Here is a 13,022-nt window from a genome sequence, read left to right as displayed (position 1 = left end):
TCTGTAACAATTCAGTCAGAGAGAAACCGCGATCTGACCTCGCCGCTCTTCAAAATCGCTGATCAGCAGTCTCACCTCGATCTGCCATTCCCCCGCCAGGGCCAGAGGCACATTTTCCACCACAAATTGGCCAGGCCTATCCGGCGCTACAGTACGGCGTAGAGGGGGGATCCCGTGTTCCGGCAGGGAAAACCCAAGGGTCAATTCCTGGGCCGGGACTCCCTTCACCTCAGCCCGAATTTGATTTTCCCCAGGACGACAGGGCAGAATCCTCAGGTGCAGGCTGCCTTCCGGCCAGTTCAAGCGCTCTTCACAACTGGTCTGCAAGCCCGACTCCAGTGGGGCTCCCATGCCCTGCCTCCCATGACTGGGGGGAGCCTGGGCCACCAGGAAGCTGGTCAAGCCCAGCACCAGAATCAGCCCCACCAACTCCAGGCGGACGATCCGGCGCAGCGACCGGCCCGCGGCCTGTCCACCTTGCTGTAATCCCGGCACCAGCCGAAACTTGTTGTGGGCGCCCAGCCCCACCATCATCAGCACCAGCAGCAGCTTGGCCCAGAGATACTGGCCGTAGGGATGATCCCAGTGCCAGCCGCGGTGGATCCCACCCATCCCCACCCCCGCCAGGATAAGCCCCGGTACCGCCCAGGTGGCCACGTCAGAAAACCGTTGGATGATGCCTACAGATGGGTAGGGAGCAGATTCCTTGCCCAGCAGGCGCTCCAGCCCCCACAACCCTCCCAACCAGAAAGCTGAACCGGCCAGATGCAGCCCCAGCAGCGCCATTGTCCCCATCGGATGCTCACTGGTGAGAGCATGGCCAATGGGCAAAAAGGAGCCGAGCACCAACACCGACCCCATACCGCTGGCCCAGACGGCACCTCCCTCACAGGCCCAGATCAGGATCCCTAGCCCCACCAGCCGCAGCCCTGTACCCCAACCGTAGGGAGAAAGCATCACACGCAGCAGCTCTCGCCCATTGAAGTGGGGGTAAAGCTGGGCCAAATGCAGACTGAAGGCCACCGCGGTCAAACTGAGGGTGATCCAAGCTGTCGCAAAAGCCCAAGATAAGGGCTCCGCCCCGCTGACGCGATCAGAATCGGCGAAACTGCTCCGCTGCCCCCGCAACAGTCGCCACCAGCCCAGCACCCCCACCACAAAGAGGCTGCCCAAGTAGATCCCCCAGCGTACCCCCACCAGCGGCCAGTACAAGGGATCCCTTCCTTGGGCGTGAGCTGTCCTCGCCGCCTGCAATTGCCCAGGATCGGCTGCCCCCACCTGGAAGGCAAACGATCCACTCACCGGATGGGAATCGGCAGAAATGGCCCGCCAACTGACGATGTAAACTCCCTCGGGGATCCCCTGCGGCAAATCCCCCTGCGGTGCCTCACCCCTGGTCACCCGATTTTCTAAGGGCAGAGCTCGTCCGTTGCTGTCTAAAACCTGGAGCTGTGTGATCTGCACCGGCTCATTGAAAACAAGCCGCACCTGGGCCGGAGCTTCCTGCAGCACCGCCCCATCCTCTGGGAAGGTGGAGAGCAAGCTGGCATGGGCAAAAGCGGGCGGGATCCCGGCCACCCACAGCAAGGCGCAGAGGATCCCAGACCAAATCCAAGCAAAACCCCTTTTGGGATGAAACATGCTCCTAAGCAGACCGCTTAGCGGGTACCGTGACCATGCCCATGTCCATGCCCGTGGCCTTGCCCATGTCCACTGTCTCCACCTGTCAGCTTCAGCAGCGGGGCCGGCTCCGGCAAGCTCTTAGGATCCTCGCCCGGCTGCGCCACCTGGATCCAGCGGTGCATGCCTTTTTCGCACTCCTGGATCACCGGGATGGGGATGACCTCGCCGGGCCGATCCGGCAGCTTGGCGCGGATGCTGAACTCATCCATGAACTCATCGGGCAGCGAGCCGCCGCTCCAGATCACCTCGGCAACCGTTTCGGTAATCATCTTCCCATGCGACTCATAGGGGGTCTCCAGCGGCTTTTTGACCGTCTCGATTTTCCACAGGGGATGCACCATCGGCTTCACAGAGACGAATCCCTCCGGGATCTGCACCCGCAGGCGCACGGTCGGGGATCCATCGCAGCCATGGGGCACCCGAAAGGTGAGCTTGGCAAAGCTGCCCGCCGGGGCCTCTTTGGGATGGACGGTAACATGGGCCCAGGCAGAGGAAAGGGGTAAAAAACTCATTCCCAGGGCCAGCAGAGATTTCTTGGCCAGGGTCAAGTAACTTTGCAGACTGAACATTCGCAGATGCTCCTTATAAACCTGTAGGGAAAGAGAAAAATGCAGTGTTTGTTGGTCAAAACCTAGGGATGGTGATGGGATCCGTGGGATTCCATCAGGCTCATGCTGTGCTGGCCCCAACTGGAGAGACCCATGGACACCAGGCCGGCGCTGGCCAAGCCCATGGACACCAGCCCAAAGGAGAGAGCGCCCATGGCTACTAGGCCAATGGAGAGGATGCCGTGGGTGACCACGCCGATGGCTACCACCCCATGGGCAGAAATGCCCACCGCCACTAGCCCATGGGCCCCTATGCCCACTGAGAGAAGCTGGCGGCGGGATCCCTGTCCTTCACATCCCTGCTCGTGAGGCAGCCGCTCCACTGGTCTCCCCTGAAGCAGGGCTGGATCTTGAGTCCTCTCTTTGGACACTAGCCTCTACTCCAGTTGTGCTCAGCGCGATCCAAAACGTAGGCCGCCACCGCCTCGATCTCCTCCGGCTTGAGAATCTTGGCAAAAGCCGGCATGGCCCCTTTGCCGTTTCTCACTTGGGCCTGGATCAGCTCAGGGGTGTCTACGTGGTACTCATGAAGAGCCGCCAGAGAAAGGTTTTTCGCTGCCACCAAAGTGTTGCGCCCGTTCAAGTGACAACCCACACATTTGGCCTGAAAGACCTTGGCTCCCAAGGCCAAATCAGGCTCAGCAGAAGCCATTTGCGGGCCTAAAAAGAGGGCAAATACTGCCACCAAAAGCCCGATAAAAAGGTTGATCATTCGCATTTTCATCTCAGGGACTGACCGAAAACTAGCCTTTAAGGCCCGCCCATTATCCCAAGCCCGTTGGGCCAGGTCAAAAGACGGCCTGTCGAGCTTCCCCCGGCTACCATAAGGTCAGGATCCCCCGAAGCCATGAGCGGTCTGCCCCCCGATTTCATTCAGTTGGTGCGCCAAAAGGCCGACCTCGTGGAAGTGGTGGCCGAAAAAGTGGTGCTGCGCAAGCAGGGAAAGAACTTCGTTGGGCTTTGCCCTTTCCACAACGACCACAAACCCAGTTTTCAGGTCAGCCCCAGCAAGCAGATCTACAAGTGCTTCTCCTGCGGGGCAGGGGGAGATGTGCTGCGCTTTGTCATGCAGACCGAGCATCTCTCCTTTGCTGAGGCCGTGCGCCACTTGGCGCGGCGATACCACATACCTCTGCCCACCCGCAATCCCGAGGCGCAGCCCTTGGGATCCCTTGATGAGCGGGAGCTCTCCCACCGGGAAAAGCTGCTGGAGATTTTGGCCATGGCTGCCGATTTTTATCGGCATGCCCTCCGATCCCAGCTAGGATCCGCCGCCCGCCAGTACCTGCACAGCCGCCACCTGAGCGAAGAAACTTTGCAAAAATTTCAAATCGGCTTTGCTCCCCCCGGCTGGCAATCTCTCTACGAATACTTGGTCAACCACAAGCGCCAACCGGTCAAACTTTTAGAAGAGGCTGGATTGCTGGTTCCCCGCCAGCAGGGATCCGGCCACTACGACCGCTTTCGCAACCGGATCATGCTGCCCATTTTCGATGTGCAGGGGCGGGTGATCGGGTTTGCCGGCAGAGCCTTGGGGGAGTCAGGACAGCCCAAGTACCTCAACTCTCCAGAAACAGAGCTCTTCAACAAAAGCCAGGTGGTCTATGGCCTCAACTTTGCCCGCGATGCCATTGCCAAGGCCGATCAAGTCCTGGTGGTGGAAGGCTATTTCGATGTCATCGCCCTGCATCAGGCGGGAGTTGCCTATGCTGTAGCGGCCATGGGCACTGCTTTGACACCCCACCAGGTGAAGACCCTGCTGCGCTACACCCAGTCGAAGCGGCTGATCCTCAATTTTGATGCGGATCGGGCCGGTTTGAACGCCGCCAGCCGGGCCATTGAAGCCATTGAAGAACAAGCGCGGCGCGGAGAAATTGAGCTGCGCATTCTCACCCTTCCTGAGGGCAAAGATGCCGACGAGTTTTTGCGGGAGCACAGGGGCTCCGCCCCGCTGACACCAGCGGTTGCTGAACTGCAAACCCTGATTGAGCAGGCCCCCCTGTGGCTGGATTGGCGAATTGAACAGGTGTTGGCCGGTCGGGATCTGAGCCGGGCCACCGATTTTCAGCAGGCCCGTCAAGCCCTTGTGCAACTGCTGGCCGGTTTGGGTGGACAATGGCGCTCTTTGTATTTGCACAAAGTGGCAGAATTGCTCAGCCGCGGCAATGGTCGCCTCAGTCGAGATTTGGAAGAAGACCTGCGCCGAGCCGTGCGGCAGTACCGCTGGGCCAAACCCCAGCAACCTTCCCTCAATAAGGGATCCAAACTCTTGCAATCTGAGTCCCATCTTTTGCAGATCTTTCTGCATTTTGGCGAGTATCGCCGCGAAATTCGCCAAACTTTGCTGGAGCGAGAGCTGCAATTTAGCTTTCGCCCCCACCGCGAGTTGTGGCAGCGGATCTTGGAGCTGATCTCGGCTCAGCCGGAGCTGGAAGAGCAAGAAGAGACGTTGCTGACGGCTTTGCGCACCCTCTGTGCCCAAGATGAGCAGCTCAACGAGCGCCTCAGCCATCTGCTTTGGCTGGACGAAAACACCCGCGTAGCCCTGATGCGTCCACGGATGGTGGTGCGGGCCGCCATTGCCAACATGGAGCTGGAAATTCGCCAGAAGCGCTACCGCTACTGGACCCAACTGTGGGATCAAGCCTTTTCCGAAGGCAACACTGCCCTGGCCGCCCAGTACCAGGCCAGCATCCAGCAGGAATACCAAGCGATTCAGGCGCTGCAGCGGCAGGTGCAACTGAGCCTGGAAGACATGTCGGAAACCCCACTGGCCGAAGATTTATAGTCATTTCGATTCAAACTAGGACACTAAACCCATAACCCCATACTCGGCCAGAAGGCTTCTCTCTATAGCCCGAGTGTCTCACCCTAAACTGAACAGACTGTAGTGGCTGATGGACGGCCTGTTGCTGCTCAAAGGGGCTTCGCTCCCCTAGCGCGAGATCAGCTCCGCTTGCAACCGCTCTCGGGCCACCCGCAAAGCCTTTGGCAATTGTTCCGGCTGCTTGCCCCCGGCCTGGGCCAAGTTGGGCCGTCCGCCACCACCGCCCCCAGTCAGTTTGGCGATCTCGCCGACGAAGGATCCCGCCTTCAGGCCAAGTTGCTGCACAGCAGGGCTAAAGGCAGCCACCAGGCTGACCTTGCCGGCTTCCGGCACCGATCCCAGCACCACTGCCCCTTCCCCCAGCTTGGAGAGCAGATGCTCGGCAGCGGTTTTGAGGGCCTCAGGGGTGGTGGATCCCAGCTCGGCCACCAGCACCTTGAGATCTCCGACGGCAACCGCCTGGGCCAGCAGACCTTCGGCCTGTAGCAAGGCCAACTGGCTGCGCACCTCTTCCAGTTCCTTCTGGGCAGCTTTCAGCTCCGCCTGTAGGGCGGCAGCCCGCTCCGGCAGTTCCTGGGGCTTGGCTTTAAATTGAGCGCTCAGCTCCCGCACCACCCTGTCCCGTTCGTTCAGGTATTCCAGCACAGCCGGCCCGGCCACGGCCTCGATGCGGCGGATCCCAGCAGCCACTCCCGTCTCGGCGATGATCTTGAACAGGCCAATCTCAGCGGTGTTGTTGACGTGGGTGCCGCCACACAGCTCCATCGAGACCCCCGGAAAGTCGATTACCCGCACCTCGGCGCCGTATTTTTCCCCGAACATGGCCACGGCACCTCTGGCTTTGGCCTCGGCCAGGGGCATGATCGCCACCTGAGCAGCATGGGCCTCGGCGATCCAGGTGTTCACCAAGTTCTCGATCTGTTCCAGCTCCTCAGGGGTGACTGGCCGGGATAGGGTGAAATCAAAGCGCAGCCGGTCAAAGGCCACCAGGGATCCCGCCTGACCAATCGAGGGATCGACAATTCTTTTCAGGGCCGCCTGCAGCAGGTGGGTGGCGGTGTGGTGGGCTTGGGCGCGCCGCCGACAGGCCAGGTCAATCTGGGCTTGGACGGGATCCCCCACCCGCAGGATCCCGCGTTCCACATGGCCAAAGTGAACGAACAGATCCCCTTGCTTTTGCACATCTTCAACGCGCACCAGCAGGCCATCCCCGGAGAGGTAGCCCCGGTCACCAATTTGTCCACCGGCTTCGGCGTAGAAGGGCGTGCGATCCAAAACGATCTGCACTGCCTGCCCTGCCTCCACTTGGGGCACCGATTTTCCCCCGACCAGCAGGGCCTCGACCACACCGCGGGCGGAAGATTGGCTGTATCCCAAAAACTCCGTTTGGCTGAGGAAATCCGCCAACTCGTCCAGGGATCCCTGGGCTGTGAGGTCGATGGTTTGGTGGGCGGCGCGGGCCCGCTGCCGCTGTTTCTCCATCTCTTGCTCAAAGCCCTCCAGATCCACGCTGAAGCCGTGTTCCTGGGCAATTTCTTGGGTTAGCTCCAGCGGAAAACCGTAGGTATCGAAGAGCTTGAAGGCGTCGGCGCCGGAGATCTGCTTTGGCGAGCTGCTGTCACGGCGGGAAGATTCGACGGCAGTAAACAAATCCAGCAGTAGCCGTTCCCCCCGCTCCAGGGTTTTGAGAAATTGCTCTTCCTCCCGTTGCAGCTCGGTCTTGATCAGGGTTTCTCGCTCCCGCACCTGAGGATAGGCAGCCTCGGCCAACTGAATCGCGGTCTCGATTACCGGGATGGTGAAGGGCTCGCCAATCCCCAGCAATCGCCCGTGGCGCACCATTCGCCGGATCAGCCGCCGCAGCACATAGCCCCGATCCACATTGGAAGGAAGCACCCCATCGGCAATCAAATGCATCACTGCCCGCGCGTGATCCCCGATCACCTTCAGAGAGATCTGCTGCTCCGGGTTGGCCTTGGAGTAGTTCAGCCCGGCGATCCCAGCCGCCGTTTGAATGATGGGAAAGATCAAGTCCGTCTCGTAGTTGTTGGGCACCCCCTGCAACACCTGGGCCAACCGCTCCAACCCCAGGCCGGTGTCGATGTTTTGCTTGGCCAGGGGCATCAGGTGACCTTCGCTATCCCGGTTCAGCTCCATGAACACCAGGTTGTAGATCTCCAGAAAGCGGGAGTCATCCTCCAAATCGATCCGCTCATCCCCCAGCTCCGGCTTGAAGTCGTAGTAAATCTCAGAACAAGGGCCACAGGGGCCGGTGGGGCCGGCAGCCCAGAAATTATCCGCCTCTCCCATGCGCTGGATGCGGTGGGCCGGGATCCCTATCTCATCTCGCCAGAGGGCAAAAGCCTCCTCATCTTCGCGAAAGACGCTCACCACCAGCCGTTCCGGGGGCAGGCCGAACACCTCCGTCACCAGCTCCCAGGCCCAGGCAATGGCCTCTTTTTTGAAGTAGTCGCCAAAGCTGAAGTTGCCCAGCATCTCGAAGAAGGTGTGGTGGCGCGCCGTTCGGCCCACGTTCTCGATGTCGTTGGTGCGCACACATTTCTGGGCCGTTGTAACCCGTGGGTACTCCGGATCCCGTTGCCCCAGGAAAATGGGCTTAAAGGGCAACATGCCGGCAATGGTCAGCAGCACCGTCGGATCTTCCGGCACCAAGGAGGCGCTGGGCAACACCTGGTGGCCCCGCTGAGCGTAGAAGTCCAGAAAAGTTTGCCGAATGGCGGCACCGGAAAGCGCTGGAAACATGACAGGCGAAGATGGCTGTATTCATCAATTCTAAGTTTTCCCTCTGCAGGGCAGTCCAGCCCTTGTTGTTCTCCTCTGTTCCACCAAACCCCATCCGCCGACAACCTAAGCGATTTGTCCGATGAACCTCAGGGCGGGCAGACGCTAAGATCAGCCTGTCTGAGGCAGTTGTGCAAGATTTGTTTCTTCTTGGTCTAACCTGTATGTATCTCTCACAACTTGCCTGCCGACTTCTTGGCTCCGTCTCGGTTGTCCGGATCGCCAGCCGGTAACCCCAAACTGGTATGCCCACTTGCTACTGCCTTAACCCTGCCTGTTTGCACCCGGAAAACCCGGCGGATGCCTCTACCTGTGCCTCTTGTGGCCATCCCCTGCTGCTGCGCAATCGCTACCGGGCCTTCAAGCGCATCGGCCAGGGGGGATTTGGCTCTACCTTTTTGGCGCGGGATGAGGACATGCCCTCCAAACCTTGGCGGGTGATCAAGCAGTTGCGCCCGGTCGAGGGATCCCCGCAACTGGCCAAGCTGGCGGAGGAGCTCTTCAATCGCGAGGCCCAAGTGTTGGAGCGCCTGGGCGAACATTCGCAGATCCCCAAGCTCTACGCCCACTTTCAGGAAGGCGACAAGTTCTACTTGGTGCAGGAATTTATCCAGGGCACCACCCTCTCCCAAGAAATGCGTCGCAATGGGCCCTTCTCCGAAAAACAAACCCGGCAGGTGATGCAGGAGGTGCTGCTGATCCTCAGCTATGTCCACAGCCAAAACACGGTTCACCGAGACATTAAACCCGCCAACCTGATTCGTCGCAAAGAAGATGGTCGATTGGTGCTGATCGACTTTGGGGCCGTCAAGCAGCTCGGCCCGGGCCAGGATTCGGCAGAAGAGGCGACGGCCATTCGCTCGCTGGGCTTTTCTCCCCCGGAGCAAGTAGCCGGCCAGGCGGTCGGTCCCTCTAGCGATCTCTATGCTTTGGCGGCTACCTGCATCAACTTGATGACGTTGGAATCTCCGGCCAAGTTTTATAACCATGAAACGGGGCAGTGGGATTGGTCGGATGAACTGCAGCTTAGCCCGGAATTCGACGCCATTTTGCACCGCATGTTGCAGCCGGCCATCAATCAGCGCTTTGCCACCGCCACCGAGGTCTTGCGGGCGCTGCAAGGGATCCCGGTGGAAGAAGCACCGATTGTGTTGCCCAACTCCCCCCTGTCTGCCAATCCCAGCACATCGGTGATCTCCGGCTACTGGGCCAAGCGCCGCTCGGGTGGTTTCGTGCCCACACCCCTCCCTCCGTCCACCGCAGGGGGAATGACAGCCAGCAGCCCGCTATCCATCCCCTCTGAGTGGGGGAGCACCACCGGTTTTACCCAACTGGGCCGAGCCAGTAGCATCACAGGCGGCGGACGGATCAAGCCGGCCACCCCACCGCGGATCCCTTCCATGGCGGGGGCCGATCTACGGGGCAAGTCCTTTGCCAACCAAAACCTAGCCGGCTATGATTTGCGCCAGGCCGATCTGCGGGGGGCCGATTTCTCAGGGGCCAACTTGCAGGGGGCGGATCTGCGCGGGATCCTCTTCAACACCCCTCAACCCCATTGGCTACGGGTTTTGAGCCAACTGTCTGGATCGGCCAAAACATTGGGAGGGATCCTGACAGGCTTGGGGGGGCTGCTGGGCTCAGGGATCCTGGCCTTTTTGCTTGTCCGCCTGACCACGGGCAATTTGGTTTATGCGTTAGGAGCGGCTGGGATCGCCTTGGTGGTGGCCAGCTCGGTGATCTGGTCGATGGGCGGTGGGGTTCGTTTGGCTCGATACCCAGAAGAAAAGAGCAAGCGCTTTACCAACTTTTGCAAAGCGGATCTACGGGGGGCGCGGATGGACGAGAAGCTACGGAAGTTTGCCCGCCGACAGGGGGCCATCTTGAGTTGACGCAGGGCGGATTGCGGATCTGGCGGATCTGGAATTTTGCGTTGCGATCTTTAAACTTTATAGATCTTTAATAGTTTTATAGTTGTTTCAGGTTAGGATGAGACGTCTGGGCTACTGATCGCGCCGGCGGGACGGAGTCCTTAGAAAAGCCTTCTGGCCCTCCGCATTCAACGCTTTGTCCTAGTTTGAATCGAAATGACCACAAAACCATAAAATAAAAGAGAAAAGTTCAAGAGCTCAAGCCATTGAAGGGGGTGGGGAAGCCCATCTGCGAAGAGACCGGTTGACCTGTTCCGTCAGAGCTCGGCAGGCTACGGTTTTGCCCTGTTGCCGATCCCCAGCTTGGTCGTAAAAGACAATACCATCGGCCCGAGAAAGGCCCAACGCCAAGAACAACAGCTCCAAGACCCCAAAAGAAGCGGTCTCCAGCTCCGGCGCTCGATCCTTAAGCTCTGCCAGCGTGGTGTGGGCATCTTCCAGGTGGCCGAAGGCCGGGATCCACAGATGGGTCGTCGGCTGGGATCCCTCTGAGGATGAGTCGCCAGCAGCAGGATCCTCGACCACCCGCACCGTCAGCCAGCCGCCATCGGGGTAGCGCAAGGTGGTGTATTGCAGGTGATCCAGGTGTTGAGCCACCTGAGTGAGCACATCCGCCACCTGTTGCATTGCCGCCGTCGGGATCCCATTTTGGGGAGCAGTATCCACAAGGGTTGCGGCCTGTGCTGCCAAACTAACCACCATGATTGACAACAATCCTCATTCACATCCAGAATAGATATTCGCAGCGATTGGGGCTGTAGTTCAATTGGTTAGAGCACCGCCCTGTCACGGCGGAAGTTGCGGGTTCGAGCCCCGTCAGCCCCGTACTCTTGAGAACACTCTAGCTTAGTCGCTCTCCTGCAGCCTCATATCTCCAGACTGATCTGATTTCTGATGGAGACTGCTGCGCAACGCGGTCGGCCTGGGGTTTAAGCTTCGGCGGTGGGGCCACTCTAAAATGGGGCTTAGTCCAGGGGAAAAACCATGCAGTATCGCAGATTTGGGCGTACCGAGCTGCCTATGCCTGTGCTGAGCTGTGGTGGCATGCGCTATCAACACAGTTGGCAAGATACTCCTTGGTCAGGGATCCCAGCGGCAAGCCAGCAGAACCTGGAGGCGACGATTCGCCGGGCCTTGGAGGTGGGCATCAACCACATCGAAACTGCCCGCGGCTATGGCACTTCTGAAATGCAGTTGGGCCGCATTTTGCCGCTCTTTCCCCGGCAAGATCTGATTGTGCAGACGAAAATTGGCCCCAGCGCCGACCCGCAGCAGTTCCTGGCCAAGTTCGAGCAATCGATGAGCTACTTGAACCTCGATTACGTGGATCTGCTGGCCATCCACGGGTTGAATACCTGGGAAGACTTGGAGCACAGCCTGCGTCCAGGGGGGTGTCTGGAGGTGTGTCAGCGCCTGGTACGGCAGGGGCGGGTGCGTTTTGTCGGCTTCTCCACCCATGGGCCGACGGAGTTGATCGTGGAAGCCATACGGTCAGGGGGCTTCGATTACGTCAACCTGCACTGGTATTTTGTCAACCAAACCAACTGGCCTGCCATTGAGGCCGCCGCTCAGCAGGATATGGGGGTATTCATCATCAGTCCCTCGGATAAGGGGGGCAAGCTTTACGATCCGCCCGCCAAGCTGGTGCAGTTGTGCCAACCCCTCAGCCCGATGGTCTTCAACGACCTGTTCTGTCTGTCCCATCCCCAGGTTCACACCCTCAGCATTGGGGCGGCCCGACCCAGCGATTTTGATGAGCACCTGCGGGCGGTGGAGCTGTTGGATCGGGCTGATGAGCTGTTGCCGCCGATCCTGGCCCGCCTAGAGCAAGCTTTGATCGAGCAGGTGGGAGAGCACTACGCCAAAACTTGGCACCAGGGCCTGCCTCGCTACGACCAAACCCCCGGACAGGTGAATATCCCGTTTATTCTGCTGCTGCGCAATTTGGTCTTGGCCTATGACTTAGTGGACTATGCCAAGAGCCGTTACAACCTGTTGGGCAATGCCGGCAGTTGGCTCCCCGGCCAGCGGGCAGACAAGGTGGATGCCGAAGCCCTGCGACCCTATCTCATCCACAGCCCCCACCGCGACCGGATCCCGGCTTTGTTGCAAGAAGCCCATCGCCTGCTCTCTGGAGCTGAGGTGAAGCGCCTATCTCAGAGCTAGCTTGCCCAGGGATCCCCCCGTTTGACGGTATTAAAATGCTTCCGCAAGAGATTCAAGACTACATCGTTTTATTGAGAAACTCCGTGTTGCAAGAACAGTTACTGAGTTAGATGAGAGTCTGGCAACACTAGCCCCACCGCATCTGTAGACGCAAGAGGAGTACCATTGCGATGGCCAGCCTTTTACTGTGGCCTGTTTGGCATGGTTGTAGGTGATTGAGATAACAGTCGCCGACCTTTCGGATTGCCAACGGATGTGCCGTCACTTTTATCGGATAGGCCGCACTCTCTTGGATCTGGACGCTGCCAAAACCGTTCGGGATCAACCCACCTGGTTTGAGGCTCCATCTTAAGGTCAGGGGCAGGAACCTGTTTGCCAGCAGCCTCAATCCCCTTGGACAGAGTGCTCTCAGCCACCCAACCCCATCGCTTCAATTTGATGAATGTAGTCGGGGGGAAGCCCATGCTCTCGTGCCCCCTTCAAGATTCCTTGAAGATATCCCTCGCTTGGGATCAATGAATCATCAATGAATGAATCTCCCGCCACGTAAGTCATTGCTTCGATCACTTCACCCTCATCGCTTCGAACCTGAACCTGCTGGCGACGGTAATGACCTCCCGGAATTCCTTCATACCGATCCATCCTCTCCAGCCTGTCCGAGCTGCACAGATAGGCAACTCCCCACACAACCCCAGAGGGATCCCGGACAATGTTGGCCTTGCCGGTTCCATCGTTGCCGCGCTTGTTGAACGTCAGGCGGTATCCCTGCAAACGAGCACGCCTAGCTTCCTTGAAATCAACAGCACGGTGTCCCATCTGCTGGGCATCTAGGTTACTTCCGTATGCAAAATACCACTGCTCACTCATCTCTAGTTCCCTTGGTGTCGGGTGAACCCGCCTACCCAGAGTTACACTAGGTCGTGTTGATCTTATGTTAGGATAGAGAGAATAATTTATAGAGGAAAGAGGATGAAGTTGGTTTTTTTAGATGAAAACAAATGGCAGAAG

10 protein-coding genes and 1 tRNA gene are annotated in these 13,022 nt (G+C 58.9%); 4 read left to right on the top strand and 7 right to left on the bottom strand.

The genetic code is table 11. From position 1 onward, the window contains the following. Positions 1-15 precede the first annotated feature (15 nt). The 4 genes from ACVWZJ_RS12180 to ACVWZJ_RS12165 all read right to left on the bottom strand — a co-directional run bounded on the left by ACVWZJ_RS12180 (position 16) and on the right by ACVWZJ_RS12165 (position 3,003). Positions 16-1,641 (bottom strand): copper resistance CopC/CopD family protein, encoded by a 1,626-nt coding sequence (locus tag ACVWZJ_RS12180; protein ID WP_011433130.1) that lies wholly within the window; start codon positions 1,639-1,641, stop codon positions 16-18. A 17-nt stretch (positions 1,642-1,658) separates the two neighbouring features. Then, positions 1,659-2,252, bottom strand: coding sequence for a YcnI family protein (locus ACVWZJ_RS12175; RefSeq protein WP_011433131.1), 594 nt, complete (start codon positions 2,250-2,252; stop codon positions 1,659-1,661). 62 nt (positions 2,253-2,314) lie between these two features. After that, the gene (locus ACVWZJ_RS12170; RefSeq protein WP_011433132.1) at positions 2,315-2,614 is read right to left on the bottom strand and encodes a hypothetical protein; all 300 of its coding nucleotides are present in this window, start codon (positions 2,612-2,614) and stop codon (positions 2,315-2,317) included. Positions 2,615-2,661: 47 nt separating this feature from the next. Next, entirely contained in the window at positions 2,662-3,003 is a 342-nt protein-coding gene (locus ACVWZJ_RS12165) for a c-type cytochrome (protein ID WP_011433133.1), read from the bottom strand. A 135-nt stretch (positions 3,004-3,138) separates the two neighbouring features. Between ACVWZJ_RS12165 and dnaG the strand changes: the two genes are divergently transcribed. Continuing rightward, complete coding sequence (gene dnaG, locus ACVWZJ_RS12160; RefSeq protein ID WP_457396216.1) at positions 3,139-5,079, top strand: DNA primase; 1,941 nt, start codon at positions 3,139-3,141, stop codon at positions 5,077-5,079. A gap of 147 nt (positions 5,080-5,226) precedes the next feature. On the opposite strand, the gene alaS is transcribed toward dnaG, so the two are convergent. Next, complete coding sequence (gene alaS, locus ACVWZJ_RS12155; protein WP_457396214.1) at positions 5,227-7,881, bottom strand: alanine--tRNA ligase; 2,655 nt, start codon at positions 7,879-7,881, stop codon at positions 5,227-5,229. A 284-nt stretch (positions 7,882-8,165) separates the two neighbouring features. Here alaS and ACVWZJ_RS12150 point away from each other — a divergent pair, with 284 nt between their 5' ends. After that, the gene (locus ACVWZJ_RS12150; protein ID WP_457396212.1) at positions 8,166-9,809 is read left to right on the top strand and encodes a protein kinase domain-containing protein; all 1,644 of its coding nucleotides are present in this window, start codon (positions 8,166-8,168) and stop codon (positions 9,807-9,809) included. 237 nt (positions 9,810-10,046) lie between these two features. Here the strand turns inward: ACVWZJ_RS12150 and ACVWZJ_RS12145 are convergent, their stop codons facing one another. Beyond that, positions 10,047-10,550 carry a hypothetical protein gene (locus tag ACVWZJ_RS12145; RefSeq protein WP_011433137.1) on the bottom strand — a complete coding sequence of 168 codons (504 nt, stop codon included), beginning with the start codon at positions 10,548-10,550 and terminating at the stop codon, positions 10,047-10,049. A 49-nt stretch (positions 10,551-10,599) separates the two neighbouring features. On the opposite strand from ACVWZJ_RS12145, the gene ACVWZJ_RS12140 reads away from it, so the two are divergent. Both ACVWZJ_RS12140 and ACVWZJ_RS12135 read left to right on the top strand, forming a co-directional pair. Then, positions 10,600-10,673, top strand: a tRNA-Asp gene (locus ACVWZJ_RS12140). 159 nt (positions 10,674-10,832) lie between these two features. Continuing rightward, positions 10,833-12,014 carry an aldo/keto reductase gene (locus ACVWZJ_RS12135; protein WP_011433138.1) on the top strand — a complete coding sequence of 394 codons (1,182 nt, stop codon included), beginning with the start codon at positions 10,833-10,835 and terminating at the stop codon, positions 12,012-12,014. A gap of 408 nt (positions 12,015-12,422) precedes the next feature. On the opposite strand, the gene ACVWZJ_RS12130 is transcribed toward ACVWZJ_RS12135, so the two are convergent. After that, positions 12,423-12,881, bottom strand: coding sequence for a gamma-glutamylcyclotransferase family protein (locus ACVWZJ_RS12130; RefSeq protein WP_414342279.1), 459 nt, complete (start codon positions 12,879-12,881; stop codon positions 12,423-12,425). Between the last annotated feature and the right edge of the window lie 141 nt (positions 12,882-13,022).

The organism is Thermostichus sp. OS-CIW-29 (genome assembly GCF_054058195.1).
This window is presented reverse-complemented; position numbering and strand designations above follow the sequence as displayed.